The sequence below is a fragment of the Kitasatospora sp. NPDC002040 genome (genome assembly GCF_040296785.1).
GTDB lineage: Bacteria > Actinomycetota > Actinomycetes > Streptomycetales > Streptomycetaceae > Kitasatospora.
In genome coordinates this window covers 215,083-229,978 of the sequence record NZ_JBEOXV010000007.1, presented here as the reverse complement: position 1 = coordinate 229,978, position 14,896 = coordinate 215,083, and the positions used below count along the sequence as shown (strand labels likewise).

Genomic DNA, 14,896 nt, shown 5'->3' with positions numbered 1-14,896 from the left:
CGTGCAGTCTTCCCCGTGCGTGGGCCTTCTGTCACATCGCCTTTTCACGAGCCGGGGGCAAACCAGACGCCAACGGTCATTTCACGGTCCGCACGGCGGCCCGGGGCGGCCCTGGAGCACCGGCCCTAGAGCAGCGGGGTGAGCCAGCGGCGGAGGGTCTCCGTGTATCCGGCCGGGTCGGCGTTCCAGAGCGCCGCGTGCTCGGCGTGCGGGACGGGGTGCAGGCTGACCAGGTCGCCGCGCAGGTCGGCCAGCCGGGCGGCGGCGTCCCAGGGGGCGATCGAGTCGGCGGGGCTGTGCAGCAGCAGGGTCGGCACGTGCAGGTCGGCCCCGGCGGCGAGCCGGGCGAAACCGGCCAGGTCGACCCCGGAGCGGCCCTCGGCGGCCAGGGCACCGAGTTCGGCCAGCGGGGCGGGCACGCCGGCCCGGGCGCGTTCCCGCCGGACGGTCTGGGACCAGTCCAGCACCGGGGAGTCGAGCACCAGCCCGGCGATCGCGTCCCGCCAGGCCGTCCTGGCGGCGGCCTGGAGCACCATGGTGGCCCCGACCGACCAGCCGTACAGGATCACCCGGCCCGCGCCGCTGTCGAGGGCGAGCCGGATCGCCGCGTCGACGTCCTGCCACTCCGTCTCGCCGAAGTGCCCGAGCCGGTCCGGCGAGGCGGGTGCGCCCGCGTCGCCCCGGTAGGTGACCGCCAGCGCGGGCAGCTGGAGCCGGTGCAGCACCGGGAGCACCGGCAGTGCCTGCGAGCGGTCGGCGCCGGGGCCGTGCACCAGGATCACCCAGGTACCGCGCTTGCCGTCGACGTACCAGGCGGGCAGGGTGCCGAGTTCGCCCTCGGCCGCGGTGTCGGTGTAGTGCAGGCCGAGTGCCGAGCGCGGGTCGCCGGTGAGGACCCGGGGCGTCAGTTCGACCTCGGTGCCGGGCGCCAGCACCCCGCTGTCGACGCGTTCCAGCCGGCGGGTGACGGTCTGCGGACCGGTGCCGAGCACCGCGCCGACCACCGCGTGGCCGCCGTCCTTCCACTCCAGCGCGTATTGGCCGGGGCGGGCGGTGGCGATGCCGCGGGTGAGCACCACTTCGCCGGCGGCCAGGCCGTGCACCCGAAGGTCGGCCCCCGCCCCGGATTCGGCGACACGCGGTCGCAGCACTCCGTCGGACGCCCTGCGGCCGAGCAGCAGGACGGCTGCGGTACCGGCTCCGACTGCGGCGGCGGCGACCATGGCCGCGGTTCCCCAACGCATTGCGCTCCCCGGTGTGCTGTGGACGGGACGATGCGGTCCATTCCACCGGCGCCGGTGGCGCGCTGCCACCGGGAGGGGGCCGTCCGGGAGCCGACGGCCCGTCAGACCGGGATCTCGGTCCGGTGCGCGGCGAGCAGCTCCCAGAACCGCTGCGCGTGCGGCTTCACCGGCTGCTGGTCGGCCGGGGCCGGGGCGGAGCCCCAGTGCATCGGCACCAGGTACTCGCCCTGGAGCTCCGCCAGCGTCTGCTCCAGCACCTGCCGGGGCACCGGCACCAGCCGGGCCACCGGCTTCACCTGGGACTGCCAGCGCCCCTCCACGCACTGCTTCAGGCACCGGTCGAGCTCGTCCTGACGGTGGGTCACCCGCACCAGCATCCGCAGTCCGATGCCCAGCGCGTGGGCCAGCTCGTACGTCTGCTCGGCGTCGCCGACCCACTTGCCGGCCAGCTCGGCCTGTTCGTAGGTGCGCAGCGCGATGCCGATCCGGCGGGCGGCCTGGTCCTGGGTCAGCTCCCGGGCCACCCGGAAGTCCCGCAGGGTGGCCGGCGCGGCGCCCATCAGCTGGGCGGGCGGGCACCAGAGCGCCCGGGAGAGCGCGATGAACTCCTCCTCGGACGGCCGGAACTCGCCGGTCTCCCAGCCGATCACGTGCATCGGCAGCAGCCGCACCCCGTGCGCGGCCATCCCCTCCGCGACCTGGTCCGGGGTCAGGCCGAGCCCGGCCCGATGGGCCCGGGCCGCCGTCGGCGAGAAGGGCACGGGCGCGGGGGTGGGCGGTCTGCGTCGCATGCCACCAGACGCTAGGCCCGCACCCGTCGCCCCGATCACCCGCTGAACACACGAAGCCCCCGGGCCCCCCTCACCGGGCCTTTGGCGGATCGCACCAATGCTGACGCCCGATCAGCCCTCCTACTCGGAGGTAGGCACACGTTCGATCAACCAGTACGTCCGCCCGGGGCGCTGCTCCGCCGCGCGGGCGGTGCCGACTTCGGTCGGGCAGGGCGCCCCGACGGCGGAGCCGCCCGTCCGCAGCACCACGAGCCCAGGTCTGCTTGCCGAAGAGCTGCTCGAGTGTCGCGGGGCTCGGCACACGTTCGATCAACCAGTGCCTCACCCGGGGCCCAGGGCGCTGCCGAGGTGCGGCTCCGCCGCGCGGGCGGCGCCCCGGGCTTGTGGGTGAGGTCTCAGTTCTGCTTGCCGAAGAGCTGCTCGAGCGTGGCCGGGCTCGGCACCTCGCCGCTCGGCGTGAGCTGGTCGACCGCGCCCGGGAGCTGGGCGGCGAGCCGGTCGGCGGCCTCCTCGCGGGAGAGGCCGGCCTGCTGCGCCAGCGCGTCCAGCTCCTGGTCGGGCAGGGCGGCGGCGAGTTCGGCGCCGCTCACCGGGTGGTTGTCGCCGGTGCCGACCCAGGACTGGGCCTGCGACCCCAGCCCGCCCTGGGTCAGCTGCTGCAGCAGCGCGCCCAGGCCGCCGGACGCTCCCTTGCTGCCGCCGAGCGCTCCCAGCAGCAGGCCGAGCAGATTCCCCGCACCCCCGCCTCCACTTCCGCCCCCGCTTCCCCCGCCGCCGAGCAGTCCCCCGAGAAGTTTGCCGAGATCGGTCATGACCGTCCTCCAGTCCGGACGCGGACCTGCGCCGCGCCAGGGCCAGCTTCACCCGGCCCGGCACCCCCCGCACGGCGGGGCGAACGTCCGTGTGACCAACCCCTCCGCGCCCTTTGTTGACGGCCGATCGAGGCGCGTGATGGGATCCTTCAGCCAAACGGAGGCAAGTAGAGGAAGCCGGTGCGAATCCGGCGCGGTCCCGCCACTGTCACCGGGGAGCACGCTCGACATATGGTCACGACGGCCCGCCCAGGCGGCTGTTGGAAGGCCCGAGGGTGTGTCGGACCCGGAAGCCAGGAGACTCTCGCCCCCGGTACGTCGATCCAGGGCGCGGACCCTGAGTGAGGACACGCACGCCATGCCGCCTGCCCAGGACCGCGACGACCTCCCCCCGTCGTGCGCAGGCTGACCCCCGCGCTCCCCTTCCTGCTCGGCTCCGTCACCGGCTACCTCGCCGACGCGCAGTTCGCCGACCCCCGCCGGGGCCACCCCGTGGCCGTGTTCGGCTCGGCCGCGTCCCGGCTGGAGCGCCGGCTGTGGCGCGACCACCGTCCGGCCGGGGCCGCGTACACGGCCGCCTGCGTGGGCACCGTCGCGGCCGGGGCCGTGCTCGCGGAGCGGGCCCTGAAGGACGCCCCGGTCGCCCGGGCCGTCCTCGCCGCCGCCGCGACCTGGACGGTGCTGGGCGGCACCTCGCTGACCCGGGAGGCCCGCACCATCGGCCGTTCGCTCCGGCAGCACGACCTGGCCGCCGCCCGCGAGCGCCTGCCGCACCTGTGCGGGCGGGACCCGAGCGCGCTGGACGGGCCGCAGATCGCCCGCGCCGTGGTGGAGTCGGTGGCCGAGAACACCGCCGACGCCGTGGTGAACGCGCTCACCTGGGGCGCGCTGGCCGGCACGCCGGGTCTGCTCGCCTTCCGGGCCGTCAACACCCTGGACGCGATGGTGGGCCACCGCTCCCCGCGCCACCTGCGGTTCGGCTGGGCCTCGGCCCGCCTGGACGACCTGGCCGGGTGGCCGGGTGCCCGGCTGACCGCACTGCTCACGGTGGCGGCCGCGCCCGAGCCGCGCACCGCCTGGCGGGTCTGGCGCCGTGACGGCTCGTCACACCCCAGCCCGAACGCGGGCCAGGCCGAATCGGCCTTCGCCGGAGCACTCGGCGTCCAGCTGGGCGGCACGCTGCGGTACGGGGAGCGTGTCGAGCACCGGCCGGTACTCGGCGGCGAGCTGCGGCCGGTGACGGTCGATGACATCGAACGGGCCTGCACGCTCTCCCGGCGGGTCGGCGCCCTGGCACTGGCGGTCACCGTGACCGGCCGGGCACTGTACTCGTGGAGGAAGCGATGAACGCTCTGCTGGTCGCCGGGACGACCTCCGACGCGGGCAAGAGCGTGGTCACCGCGGGCATCTGCCGCTGGCTGGCCCGACAGGGTGTCAGCGTGGCGCCGTTCAAGGCGCAGAACATGTCGCTGAACTCCTTCGTCACCGCCGACGGCGCCGAGATCGGCCGCGCGCAGGCGATGCAGGCACAGGCCGCCCGGGTGGAGCCGGAGGCGGCGATGAACCCGGTGCTGCTCAAGCCGGGCGCGGACGGCCGCAGCCAGGTGGTGCTGCTCGGCAAGGCGGTCGCCGAGGTCGGCGCGCTGGACTACCGCGAGCGCAAGCCGGTCCTGCTGGAGCGGGCACTGGAGTGCCTGGCCGACCTGCGCAGCCGGTACGAGGTGGTGGTCTGCGAGGGTGCGGGCTCGCCCGCCGAGATCAACCTGCGGGACCGCGACATCGCCAACATGGGCCTGGCCACGGCGGCGAAGCTGCCGGTGGTGGTGGTCGGCGACATCGACCGGGGCGGCGTCTTCGCCGCGATGTACGGGACGCTGGCGCTGCTGTCGGCCGAGGACCAGGCGCTGGTGGCGGGCTGGTTCGTGAACAAGTTCCGGGGCGACGCCCGGCTGCTGGCGCCCGGCCTGGAGATGCTGCGCGAGCTGACGGGGCGTCCGGTGCTCGGCACGCTGCCGATGCTGTCCGGCCTGTGGCTGGACGCCGAGGACTCGCTGGACCTGACCACGGTGGTGGACCAGGGCTCGGTCCGCGGCCCGGTCGGGGCGGACGTGCTGCGGGTCGCGGTGGTCCGCTTCCCCCGGCTGTCCAACTTCACCGACCTGGACGCGCTGGCGCAGGAACCGGGCGTGCTGGTCCGCTGGGCCACCCGGGCCGAGGAGCTGGCCGACGCCGACCTGGTGGTGCTGCCCGGCACCCGGGCCACCGTGGCGGACCTGGCCTGGCTGCGCGAGCGCGGGATCGAGCCGGTGCTGAAGGCCCGGGCGGCCGCCGGGCGGCCGGTGCTCGGGGTCTGCGGCGGGTACCAGATGCTCGGTCAGGTGATCGAGGACGCGGTCGAGTCGAAGGCCGGGACGGTCCAGGGGCTCGGCCTGCTGCCGACCCGGGTGGTGTTCGGCCGGGAGAAGGTGCTGGCCCGTCCGGTCGGCGAGGCCTTCGGCGAGCGGGTCGAGGGGTACGAGATCCACCACGGCGTGGTGACGGTCGAGGGCGGGGAACCGTTCCTGGACGGCTGCCGGGTCGGGTCCGTCCGGGGCACCACCTGGCACGGTGCGCTGGAGAACGACGGCTTCCGCCGGGCGCTGCTGCGCGAGGTGGCGGAGCAGGCGGGCCGGGCCTTCGTCCCGGCGCCGGACACCTCCTTCGCCGCCGCGCGCGAGGAGCGCCTGGACCGCCTGGGCGACCTGATCGAGGAGCACGCCGACACCGACGCCCTGTGGAAGCTGATCGAGGGCGGTGCACCCGCCCACCTGCCGTTCGTCCCACCCGGGGCACCCCGAGCTACGGAGACCGACCGATGACCGACGTGCGTTACCCCTTCACCGCGATCGTCGGCATGGCCGACCTGCGGCTCGGGCTGCTGCTGAACGCCGTCTCGCCGGCCGTCGGCGGCGTGCTGGTCCGGGGTGAGAAGGGCACCGCCAAGTCGACCATGGTGCGGGCCCTGGCCGGGCTGCTGCCGTCGATCGACACGGTGCCGGGCTGCCGGTTCGCCTGTGACCCCGCGTCACCCGACCAGCAGTGCCCGGACGGTCCGCACACCCCGGCCGGTGGCGACAGCCGTCCGGCGTACCTGGTCGAGCTGCCGGTCGGCGTCTCGGAGGACCGGATCGTCGGCTCGCTCGACCTGGAGCGCGCACTGGCCGAGGGCGTCAAGGCGTACGAGCCGGGCCTGCTGGCCCGGGCGCACCGGGGCGTGCTCTACATCGACGAGGTGAACCTGCTCCAGGACCACGTGGTGGACCTGCTGCTGGACGCCGCCGCGATGGGCCGTTCCTACGTGGAGCGCGAGGGCGTGTCGGTCCGGCACGCGGCCCGGTTCCTGCTGGTCGGCACGATGAACCCGGAGGAGGGCGAGCTGCGGCCGCAGCTGCTGGACCGGTTCGGGCTGACGGTGGAGATCGCGGCCACCCGGGAGCCGGACGAGCGGGCCGAGGTGGTCCGCCGCCGGCTGGCGTACGACGCCGACCCGGACGGCTTCGCCGCCCGGTTCGCGGCCGAGGAGCAGGAGCTGGCCGAACGGATCACCACCGCACGGGAGTTGCTGCCCCGGGTCGAGCTGACCGATGTGGCGCTGCGTCAGATCACGGCCGTCTGCGCCGCGTTCGAGGTGGACGGGCTGCGCGCGGACATCGTGATGGCCCGCACCGCAGTCGCCCTGGCCGCCTGGGAGGGGCGGACGGAGGTGAACGAACAGGACGTCCGCAAGGCCGCCCAGCTCGCCCTGCCGCACCGTCGGCGGCGGAACCCGTTCGACGCACCGGGGTTGGACGAGGAGCAGCTCGACCGCACCCTGGACGAGCACTCCGACGGCCCCGACGAGGGCCCCGAGGACGACGGCCCGGACGGCGGCGGCCCGGACGGTGACGGCGGCGGTGCCCCCGAGCCGCAGGGCGACGCCCCCGACGGCTCGGCAGCGGCCGAAGAGCCCGCCGCGGAGCCGGAGTTGCCCGCGCAGGCGCAGGGCGGCGGCAGCAAGGCGCCGGTGGCCTCGGCCGGGGAGCCGTACCGGACCCGGCTGTTCAAGGTGCCCGGCACCGGCAAGGGCGCCCAGGGGCGCCGCTCCCCCGCCGAGACCGACGGCGGGCACACCATCCGGGCCCGGCGGCCGCAGGGCCACCTGAGCCGGCTGCACCTGAGCGCCACCCTGCAGGCCGCCGCGCCGCACCAGGCGGCGCGCGGGCGGGACTCGCGGGCGCTGGTGCTGCGCAAGGACGACTTCCGCGAACAGGTGCGCCAGGGACGGGAGTCCAACCTGGTGCTGTTCGTGGTGGACGCCTCCGGGTCGATGGCGGCCCGGCAGCGGATGACCGCCGTCAAGGGCGCGGTGCTCTCGCTGCTGATGGACGCCTACCAGCGGCGGGACAAGATCGGCATGATCACCTTCCGGGGCACCGGCGCCGAGCTGGCGCTGCCGCCCACCTCCTCGGTCGAGGTCGGCGCCGCCCGGCTGGAACAGCTCCCCACCGGGGGGCGGACCCCGCTGGCCGCCGGGCTGCTCCGGGCGCACGAGACGCTCCGGCTGGAGCGGATGCGCGACCCGCACCGCCGCCCGCTGCTGGTGGTGGTGACCGACGGCCGGGCCACCGGCGGCAAGGACGCGCTGGCCCAGTCCGGCCGGGCGGCCGGGCTGCTGGCCGCCCAGGGCGTGGCGAGCGTGGTGCTGGACTGCGAGTCCGGCCACGTCCGGCTCGGCCTGGCGCACACCCTGGCGGCCCAGCTGAACGCCTCCGCCGTCACCCTGGACGACCTCAGGGCCGAGGGCGTCGCCGCCCTGGTGCACGCGCACCGGCCCTCCCCATCGATGCGAAAGGCAGCCTGACCCATGCCCAAGGGCCAGCCCGAGACCGTCCCCGACGACGGCCTGACCACCCGCCAGCGCCGTACCCAACCGATCACCGCCGTGCACACCGGCCCCGGCAAGGGGAAGTCCACCGCCGCCTTCGGGATGGCGCTGCGGGCCTGGAACCAGGGCTGGCCGGTCGGGGTGTTCCAGTTCGTCAAGTCGGCCAAGTGGAAGGTCGGCGAGGAGAACGCGCTCAAGGTGCTCGGCGCCTCCGGCGAGGGCGGCACCGTCGCCTGGCACAAGATGGGCGAGGGCTGGTCCTGGGTCCAGCGCTCCGCGGACATGGTCGAGTCCAGCGAGGAGGCGGCCAAGGAGGGCTGGGAGCAGGTCAAGCGCGACCTGGCCGCCGAGACCTACCGCTTCTACGTGCTGGACGAGTTCACCTACCCCATGCACTGGGGCTGGGTCGACGTGAACGAGGTGGTCGAGGTGCTGCGCAACCGCCCCGGCAACCAGCACGTGGTGATCACCGGCCGGTACGCCAAGGACGAGCTGCTCGAACTCGCCGACCTGGTGACCGAGATGACCAAGCTGAAGCACCCCATGGACGCCGGCCGCAAGGGCCAGCGCGGTATCGAGTGGTAGTCCGTTGAACAACATCCCCCGCCTGGTGATCGCCGCCCCCTCCTCGGGGGCGGGCAAGACCACCGTGGCCACCGGCCTGATGGCCGCCCTCGCCGCGCGCGGCCTGGCGGTCTCCCCGCACAAGGTCGGCCCCGACTACATCGACCCCGGCTACCACGCGCTGGCCGCCGGGCGGCCGGGCCGCAACCTGGACGCCTTCATGTGCGGGCCCGAGCGGATCGCCCCGCTCTTCCTGCACGGCGCCGCCGGGGCCGACGTGGCCGTGGTCGAGGGCGTGATGGGCCTGTACGACGGGGCCGCAGGGCGGGGGGAGCTGGCCTCCACGGCCCATGTCGCCAAGCTGCTCCGGGCCCCCGTGGTGCTGGTGGTGGACGCCTCCTCGCAGTCCCGTTCGGTGGCCGCGCTGGTGCACGGCTTCGCCTCCTGGGACCCGGAGGTCCGGCTCGCCGGGGTGATCCTCAACCGGGTCGCCTCGGACCGGCACGAACAGCTGCTCCGGGAGGCGCTGGAGGAGGGCGGCGGGGTGGAGGTGCTCGGCTGCGTCCGGCGCTCGGCCGCCGTCGCCACGCCGTCCCGGCACCTGGGCCTGATCCCCGCGGTCGAGCGCTCGGCGGACGCGGTACGGGCGGTACGGGACATGGGCGAGCTGATCGGCGCCTCGGTCGACCTGGACGCGCTGCTCGAACTCGCGCGCAGCGCACCTCCGTTGGACGCCGAGCCGTGGTCGGCCGGGCAGGAGGTCGAGCGGGTGCCGGGCCGGCCGAGGGTCGCCCTGGCGGCCGGGGCGGCGTTCTCGTTCTCGTACGCCGAGAACGCCGAACTGCTGGCCGCGGCAGGTGCCGAGGTGGTCCCGTTCGACCCGCTGCAGGCGGCCGAACTGCCCGCCGGGGTGGCTGGGTTGGTGATCGGCGGCGGCTTCCCCGAGCTGTACGTCAAGGAGCTCAGCGCCAACGCCGGGCTGCGCGCCTCGATCGCCGCGCTGGCGGCCGCCGGGGCGCCGGTCAGTGCCGAGTGCGCCGGACTGCTCTACCTCGGGCAGGAGTTGGACGGCCTGCCGATGTGCGGCGTGCTGGAGTCCTCGGCCCGGATGACCGAGCGGCTCACCCTCGGCTACCGGGAGGCGGTCGCACTCACCGACAGCGTGCTGGCGCCGACCGGCTCCCGGCTGCGCGGGCACGAGTTCCACCGGACGGTCTGCGAGCCGGGCGCGGGCAAGCAGCCGGCCTGGGGCTGGCGCGGTCCGGCCGGGAACTGCACCGAGGGCTTCGTCAGCGGCTCGGTGCACGCCTCGTACCTGCACCTGCACTGGGCCGGGGCACCCGAGCTGGCCGCCCGGTTCGTCCGGGCGGCCGCCGACTACTCGGCTGCGAGCGGGAGTTCGTAGATCAGCTCCCGGCCGTCCTCCTCGTCCCACTGCTCGCCGACGTGGACGAAGCCGAAGGCGGCCACGGTGGCCAGCGAGGCGGCGTTGTCCGGGCTGATGGTGGCCCGGACCACGGTCACCTCGGGCTCGACGCCGGCCCGTCGGATCAGCGCGGCCAGGATCGCCTTGGCGTACCCCTGGCGGCGCAGCTCCGGCGAGACGCCGTAGCCGACCTCGACCATGCCGCGCTCGTCCGGCGGGCCGTGGAAGCCCGCGCCGCCGACCACCAGGCCGCCGTCGTAGACGGCCCGGGTCACCCAGTCGGCGCTGGACGGGTCCTCGCCGGTCTGGCGGTAGCGGCGGGCCCAGGTCCCGCGCATCCGCTCGCCGGTCAGGAAGTCGTCGAACGGGAGGCCGGCCCCGGCCTCGGCGGCGGCCCGGTCACCCGCCATCAGGGCGGCCATCACGGCGCGGGGCACCCGTACCAGGCTGACCTGCTTGGTGGCGGCCGGGTCGGAGGTCCAGGGTGCTGATCGATCTGTCACAGTGCGGATGTTCGTCCACCCGTGCACGGCTGTCCAACCCATTTCGTCCAGTTCGCGAGGAGTCCCGATGACGATGCAGCACACCTACACCGTTCGGGTGGAGTGGACCGGGAACACCGGGACCGGAACCGCAGGCCACCGCTCCTACGCCCGTGCGCACGAGATCACCGCCCGCGGCCTGCCGGCCATCCAGGGCAGTGCCGACCCGGCCTTCCACGGCGACCCGAGCCGGTGGAACCCGGAGCAGCTGCTGCTCGCCGCGCTGGCCCAGTGCCACCTGATGTCGTACCTGTACTTCTGCGCCGCCGACGGGGTCGTGGTCACGGCCTACACCGACCAGCCGGTCGGCACGCTGACCCGGAGCGGGGTGAGCGGGCAGTTCAGCGAGGCGGTGCTGCACCCGGTGGTCGAGGTGGCGGAGGCCGGGATGGTGGACCGGGCCCTGGCCCTGCACACCGACGCCAACCGGGCCTGCTTCATCGCCAACTCGGTGAACTTCCCGGTGCACCACCGACCGGTGGTCACCGTCCGGGCCGGGGCCTGAGGCCGTGCGCCGCCCTGCGCTCACCGTCGGTGTCGGCGCCCGCAGCGGCGTGCCGGCGGCCGAACTGCTCGACCTGATCGACGCCGCGCTGGCCGCGCTCGGGCGGACCCGTCGGGACGTCGGCCGGCTGGCCACCGTCGCCGCGAAGACCACCGAACCCGGCCTGCTCGCCGCCGCCCGGACCCTTGCCGTCCCCCTGGTCGGCCACCACGCCGAGGAGTTGGCCACCGTGCCCGTGCCGAACCCGTCCGCAGCCGCCCGCAGTGCCACCGGCACGCCCAGCGTGGCCGAGGCCGCCGCCCTGCTCTCCGCCGCGCCCGACGGCCGACTGCTGGCGGCCAAGCGGAAGTCGGCGAACGCGACGGTGGCCGTCGCGGGGCCCGGGCCCGATCTGCGGCACCACGGCGACGCCGAGGTCCGCTCCTCCGGCCTGGTCGACCTGGCGGTCAACGTCCGCACCGGCACCCCGCCGGCCTGGCTCCGCGAGCACCTGGCCGCCACCCTGGCCGACCTCGCCGCCTACCCCGAGGGCAGCGCCGCCCGGGCCGCCGTCGCCGCCCGGCACGGCCGACCGGTGGCGGAGGTGCTGCTCACCGCCGGGGCGGCCGAGGCGTTCGTCCTGCTGGCCCGGGTACTGGCGCCCCGTCATGCGGTGGTCGTGCATCCGCAGTTCACCGAGCCGGAGGCGGCGCTGCGGGACGCCGGGCACCGGGTGCACCGGGTGCTGCTCTCCCCCGCCGACGGGTTCCGGCTCACCCCGGGCGCCGTCCCCGAGGAGGCCGACCTGGTGGTGGTCGGCAACCCGACCAACCCGACCTCCGTGCTCCATCCCGGTCTGGCCGGACTGGCCCGCCCGGGGCGGACGCTGGTGGTGGACGAGGCGTTCATCGACACCGTCCCCGGCGAGCGCGAGAGCCTGGCCGCCGTCCGCGACCTGCCCGGTGAGGTGGTGGTACTGCGCAGCCTGACCAAGACCTGGGGTCTGGCCGGCCTGCGGATCGGCTACGTCCTCGGGCCCGCCGAACTGATCGCCCGGCTCGGCGCCGCCCAGCCGCTCTGGCCGGTCTCCACCCCCGCCCTGGCCGCCGCCGAGGCCTGCAGCGCACCCGCCGCACTGGCCGAGGCGGAGGCCGCCTCGCACACCATCGCCGCCCAACGCGCCCATCTGCTGCGGGGATTGGCGGACATCCCGGCCCTCACCGTGCACGGCGACCCGGCCGCCTCCTTCGTCCTGGTGCACACCCCCGGCGCGGACCTGCTCCGGGACCGCCTGCGCGCGGCCGGCTTCGCCGTCCGCCGGGGCGACACCTTCCCGGGGCTCGGCCCCGACTGGCTGCGGATCGCAGTACGGGACGAGGCCACCACCGACCGCTTCCTCAGGGTGCTCTCAGATCTCACCCGGAACTGACCACCCGGCCCTCAGCCGCCTGCCACCGCGCTCTCATCCGGCGTTCCTAGGCTCCCGGCCATCGGAGCAGGACACCGGAGGAGCAGCGCCATGGAACACGACCACCACGAAGGCCAACGGGTCAGCCGCCGAACCGCGTTGGCGGGCTTCGGCAGCATCGGCCTCGGCGCGCTGCTGGCGGCGTGCAGCGGTACGGAGTCGACCGGCGCGGGCGCTGCTGTCCCGTCGAGCAGTGCCACCACGGCCTCCACCGATGACCTGGCCGCTCTGTTCGCCGGTGCGGGCACCTGCACGCTCACGCCCGGCACCACCCAGGGCCCGTACTACTTCGACGCCGACCGGATCCGCAGCGACATCCGCGAGGACCGCCCGGGCACCCGGCTCCGGCTGGCCGTGCGGGTGCAGGACAGCGAGGCCTGCGGGCCGCTGCCCGACGCGGTGGTGGAGATCTGGCACTGCGACGCGGCCGGGCTGTACTCGGGCGCCGAGTCGCTCTCCTCCGGCGGCGGGGGCGGCGGGGGCCCGGGCGGAAGTGCACCGCCCTCCGGCGCACCGACCGGCGCACCGCCGTCCGACGGCGGCGCAGGCGGCGGAGCAGCAGGTGGCGGCGCCGGGGGCGACCTCACCCCGCAGGACGACAAGCGCTACCTGCGCGGCGCCCAGGTCACCGACGCCGACGGCATCGTCCGGTTCACCACCGTCTGGCCGGGCTGGTACGTCGGCCGCACCGTCCACATCCACGCCATGGTGCACATCGACAACGACCGCACCCTGACCACCCAGTTGATGATGGACGAGACCCTGAACTCGAAGGTCTTCGCCCAGGCGCCGTACTCCGGGCACACCGGCCGGGACACCTTCAACCAGGGCGACTCGATCTACCGGGACGCCATGCTCCTCAAGGTCACCGAGGACGGCGACGGCTACCTCGGCGTGATCACCTTCGGCGTCGACCCGGACCACGACGGCAGCTAGCCGGCGGGCCGTCAACCGCCGCGGCGGAGCAGCACGGTGAGGGTCTGCCGGGCGTCCCGGCGGCGCTGCGCGCTCCGGGCGGTGACCGAGGTGACGGCCAGCCCCGCGAGGGTGAGGGTGTAGCCGGCGGCGAGCGTGGTGAGGGCGAGAGCGCCCGGTTCGAGCAGTGTGACGAGCGTGGGCATGGCTGATGAACCCTTCGGCTGGGAGGGGGACTTGCGGGCGGTCGGTCAGTTACCGACCAGGTCGAGCAGGTGGTCGGCGATGTTCTCCGGCGGCAGGCTGAACGAGCCGCACATGTCGTCGCGCAGGGTCTGCCGGTTGCCGAGCGACTCGCGCAGCGCGTGGTCGGGCCCGGCCGGCAGGTCGTCCGGGCCCGGCAGGTACTGGCAGACCCAGGGAGCGTCCCGGAAGTAGCCGGGTATGGTCGGCGGGGTCGGCGGCAGCATGCCGGGTTCGGCCTCCAGCCGGGCGGCCTGGTCGAACCAGTGCTCGGCGTCGCGCATCTCGCCGAGCCGGATGTGGTGCAGGTAGAGGCAGTAGGTGGCGGTGCAGTCCCCTGCACCGGCGGCGAACTGCCACCACCACTGGGCCTCGAAGGGCTGGCCCGTGAGGTGCAGCAGGCAGGCGAAGACCAGGCCGCCCCTGGGGTCGATCCGGTCGCCCTCCAGGCTAGACAGCCAGTCGTAGGCCCCGGGCTGGTGCAGGACCAGGGTGGCGAGGGCGGTGAGGTCGCGTTCGGCGTGGTCGTGGAAGCTCAGCCCGTCCCGGTCCGGCCGGTCCACGCCGGGTGCGGCGGCGGCCGGTAACCCGGCGGCGTGGGCCGCGAGGCGCTCGGCGGCGTACTGGCGGCCGGCCTGGAGGTCGTACCGGGGCTGCGGGAGGTCGGGGTCGGGGGCGACGGCATTCAGCAGGCGGTCGAGGTGGCCGGTCACGGGGAGCACTCCTCGTCGTGCGTCGTCGGGCCCGGCGACCTGAGCAGCCGTCGGGGCCTGAGCCTGGTTTCGATCTTGTTCCGCGCCTGCGAGGTCAGCGAGCGCACGGTGGGCTCCTCGATGCCCATCGCCGCGGCGGTCTCGGCGACGGACCAGCCGTTGACGTAGCGCAGCACCATCACGTCGAACTTGGCCCCGGACAGCCCGAGCAGGGCGGCACCCAGGGTCATCCCCTCCTCCAACTCGGCCACGCAGGCGCCGAGGTCGTGCAGGAACGCCTCGGCCTGGTCGCGCAGCCGGATCGAGAAGGCGATCCGCTCGACCAGGGCCAGGTGCTCCTGGCGGCGGTCGCGTTCGGCCTCGACCACGTGCCTGAGCATCCGCCAGCCGTAGCGGGCCGGGTTCGGCTGGGTGAGCACGTGCTCCCAGCGCACCACCAGGGCGGCGAACACGTCGTCGACGAGCTGCTGGGCCACCGCCGGACTGCCGAGGTTGGCCAGGGTGTAGCGGAAGTACGGCTCGCCGTGCAGCTCCTGGAAGGCCTGGAAGCTGATCGGCAGCACGAGTTCGGGGTGGGTGCCGGCCGGTTCGGCCGAGGTGGCGTCGTTCATTCAGGCCTCCCCGGTCGGGTCCGTGACGGCACCGCGCGGGAGGACGGGGGGACGGCTGGTCATCTGAGGGTTCCTTCGGGGGGTCCGGTGCGCGCCGGTTCGGAGGGTGGAGCGCGCTCTCCGTTGCATCAAATCGCCCGGACACCGGCTTCGTTCATCGCCCGAAGGTAAAAAGATATG

General features: G+C 74.8%; 15 protein-coding genes and 1 riboswitch. Of the genes, 8 read left to right on the top strand and 7 right to left on the bottom strand.

The window, feature by feature from the left end; genetic code table 11:
* Nucleotides 1-125 precede the first annotated feature (125 nt).
* From ABT118_RS19260 to ABT118_RS19250, 3 genes are all read right to left on the bottom strand, one after another.
* Complete coding sequence (locus tag ABT118_RS19260; protein WP_350669959.1) at nt 126-1,244, bottom strand: alpha/beta hydrolase family protein; 1,119 nt, start codon at nt 1,242-1,244, stop codon at nt 126-128.
* Nucleotides 1,245-1,345: 101 nt separating this feature from the next.
* Nucleotides 1,346-2,035 (bottom strand): helix-turn-helix transcriptional regulator, encoded by a 690-nt coding sequence (locus ABT118_RS19255; protein WP_350669958.1) that lies wholly within the window; start codon nt 2,033-2,035, stop codon nt 1,346-1,348.
* Between the two features lie 395 nt (nt 2,036-2,430).
* The gene (locus ABT118_RS19250) at nt 2,431-2,847 is read right to left on the bottom strand and encodes a YidB family protein (protein WP_350669957.1); all 417 of its coding nucleotides are present in this window, start codon (nt 2,845-2,847) and stop codon (nt 2,431-2,433) included.
* A 124-nt stretch (nt 2,848-2,971) separates the two neighbouring features.
* Nucleotides 2,972-3,171, top strand: a riboswitch (cobalamin riboswitch).
* A gap of 81 nt (nt 3,172-3,252) precedes the next feature.
* Here ABT118_RS19250 and ABT118_RS19245 point away from each other — a divergent pair.
* Genes ABT118_RS19245 through ABT118_RS19225 form a run of 5 tightly spaced genes read left to right on the top strand, consistent with a single transcriptional unit; the run spans nt 3,253 to nt 9,719 of the window.
* Nucleotides 3,253-4,194, top strand: a complete 942-nt coding sequence (locus ABT118_RS19245) for a cobalamin biosynthesis protein (protein ID WP_502884593.1) — start codon at nt 3,253-3,255, stop codon at nt 4,192-4,194.
* On the top strand, nt 4,191-5,705 hold the full coding sequence (locus tag ABT118_RS19240) for a cobyric acid synthase (RefSeq protein ID WP_350669956.1): 1,515 nt from the start codon (nt 4,191-4,193) through the stop codon (nt 5,703-5,705). Before ABT118_RS19245 ends, ABT118_RS19240 begins: the two co-directional genes overlap by 4 nt.
* A complete protein-coding gene (locus ABT118_RS19235; RefSeq protein WP_350669955.1) occupies nt 5,702-7,726 on the top strand; it encodes a putative cobaltochelatase in 2,025 nt (674 codons plus the stop codon). The genes ABT118_RS19240 and ABT118_RS19235 overlap by 4 nt, the downstream gene beginning before the upstream one ends.
* 3 nt (nt 7,727-7,729) lie before the next feature.
* Entirely contained in the window at nt 7,730-8,335 is a 606-nt protein-coding gene (gene cobO / locus ABT118_RS19230) for a cob(I)yrinic acid a,c-diamide adenosyltransferase (RefSeq protein WP_350669954.1), read from the top strand.
* A 4-nt stretch (nt 8,336-8,339) separates the two neighbouring features.
* Entirely contained in the window at nt 8,340-9,719 is a 1,380-nt protein-coding gene (locus ABT118_RS19225) for a cobyrinic acid a,c-diamide synthase CobB (RefSeq protein ID WP_350669953.1), read from the top strand.
* Here ABT118_RS19225 and ABT118_RS19220 read toward each other — a convergent pair.
* The gene (locus ABT118_RS19220) at nt 9,692-10,243 is read right to left on the bottom strand and encodes a GNAT family N-acetyltransferase (RefSeq protein ID WP_350669952.1); all 552 of its coding nucleotides are present in this window, start codon (nt 10,241-10,243) and stop codon (nt 9,692-9,694) included. The two genes, ABT118_RS19225 and ABT118_RS19220, sit on opposite strands and share 28 nt — an antisense overlap.
* Nucleotides 10,244-10,310: 67 nt before the next feature.
* Here ABT118_RS19220 and ABT118_RS19215 point away from each other — a divergent pair, with 67 nt between their 5' ends.
* The 3 genes from ABT118_RS19215 to ABT118_RS19205 all read left to right on the top strand — a co-directional run bounded on the left by ABT118_RS19215 (nt 10,311) and on the right by ABT118_RS19205 (nt 13,170).
* Complete coding sequence (locus tag ABT118_RS19215; RefSeq protein ID WP_350669951.1) at nt 10,311-10,787, top strand: OsmC family protein; 477 nt, start codon at nt 10,311-10,313, stop codon at nt 10,785-10,787.
* A 4-nt stretch (nt 10,788-10,791) separates the two neighbouring features.
* The gene (gene cobC / locus ABT118_RS19210) at nt 10,792-12,195 is read left to right on the top strand and encodes an Rv2231c family histidinol phosphate aminotransferase CobC (RefSeq protein ID WP_350669950.1); all 1,404 of its coding nucleotides are present in this window, start codon (nt 10,792-10,794) and stop codon (nt 12,193-12,195) included.
* 90 nt (nt 12,196-12,285) lie between these two features.
* Nucleotides 12,286-13,170, top strand: a complete 885-nt coding sequence (locus tag ABT118_RS19205) for a peptidase associated/transthyretin-like domain-containing protein (RefSeq protein WP_350669949.1) — start codon at nt 12,286-12,288, stop codon at nt 13,168-13,170.
* Nucleotides 13,171-13,181: 11 nt separating this feature from the next.
* Here ABT118_RS19205 and ABT118_RS19200 read toward each other — a convergent pair whose 3' ends face one another.
* From ABT118_RS19200 to ABT118_RS19190, 3 genes are read right to left on the bottom strand one after another with little or no spacing between them, the layout of a single operon-like run.
* Nucleotides 13,182-13,355 carry a hypothetical protein gene (locus tag ABT118_RS19200; RefSeq protein ID WP_350669948.1) on the bottom strand — a complete coding sequence of 58 codons (174 nt, stop codon included), beginning with the start codon at nt 13,353-13,355 and terminating at the stop codon, nt 13,182-13,184.
* A 45-nt stretch (nt 13,356-13,400) separates the two neighbouring features.
* Nucleotides 13,401-14,105 carry a hypothetical protein gene (locus ABT118_RS19195; RefSeq protein WP_350669947.1) on the bottom strand — a complete coding sequence of 235 codons (705 nt, stop codon included), beginning with the start codon at nt 14,103-14,105 and terminating at the stop codon, nt 13,401-13,403.
* Nucleotides 14,102-14,716: an RNA polymerase sigma factor gene (locus ABT118_RS19190; RefSeq protein ID WP_350669946.1), complete on the bottom strand. Its 615-nt coding sequence runs from the start codon at nt 14,714-14,716 to the stop codon at nt 14,102-14,104. Before ABT118_RS19190 ends, ABT118_RS19195 begins: the two co-directional genes overlap by 4 nt.
* Between the last annotated feature and the right edge of the window lie 180 nt (nt 14,717-14,896).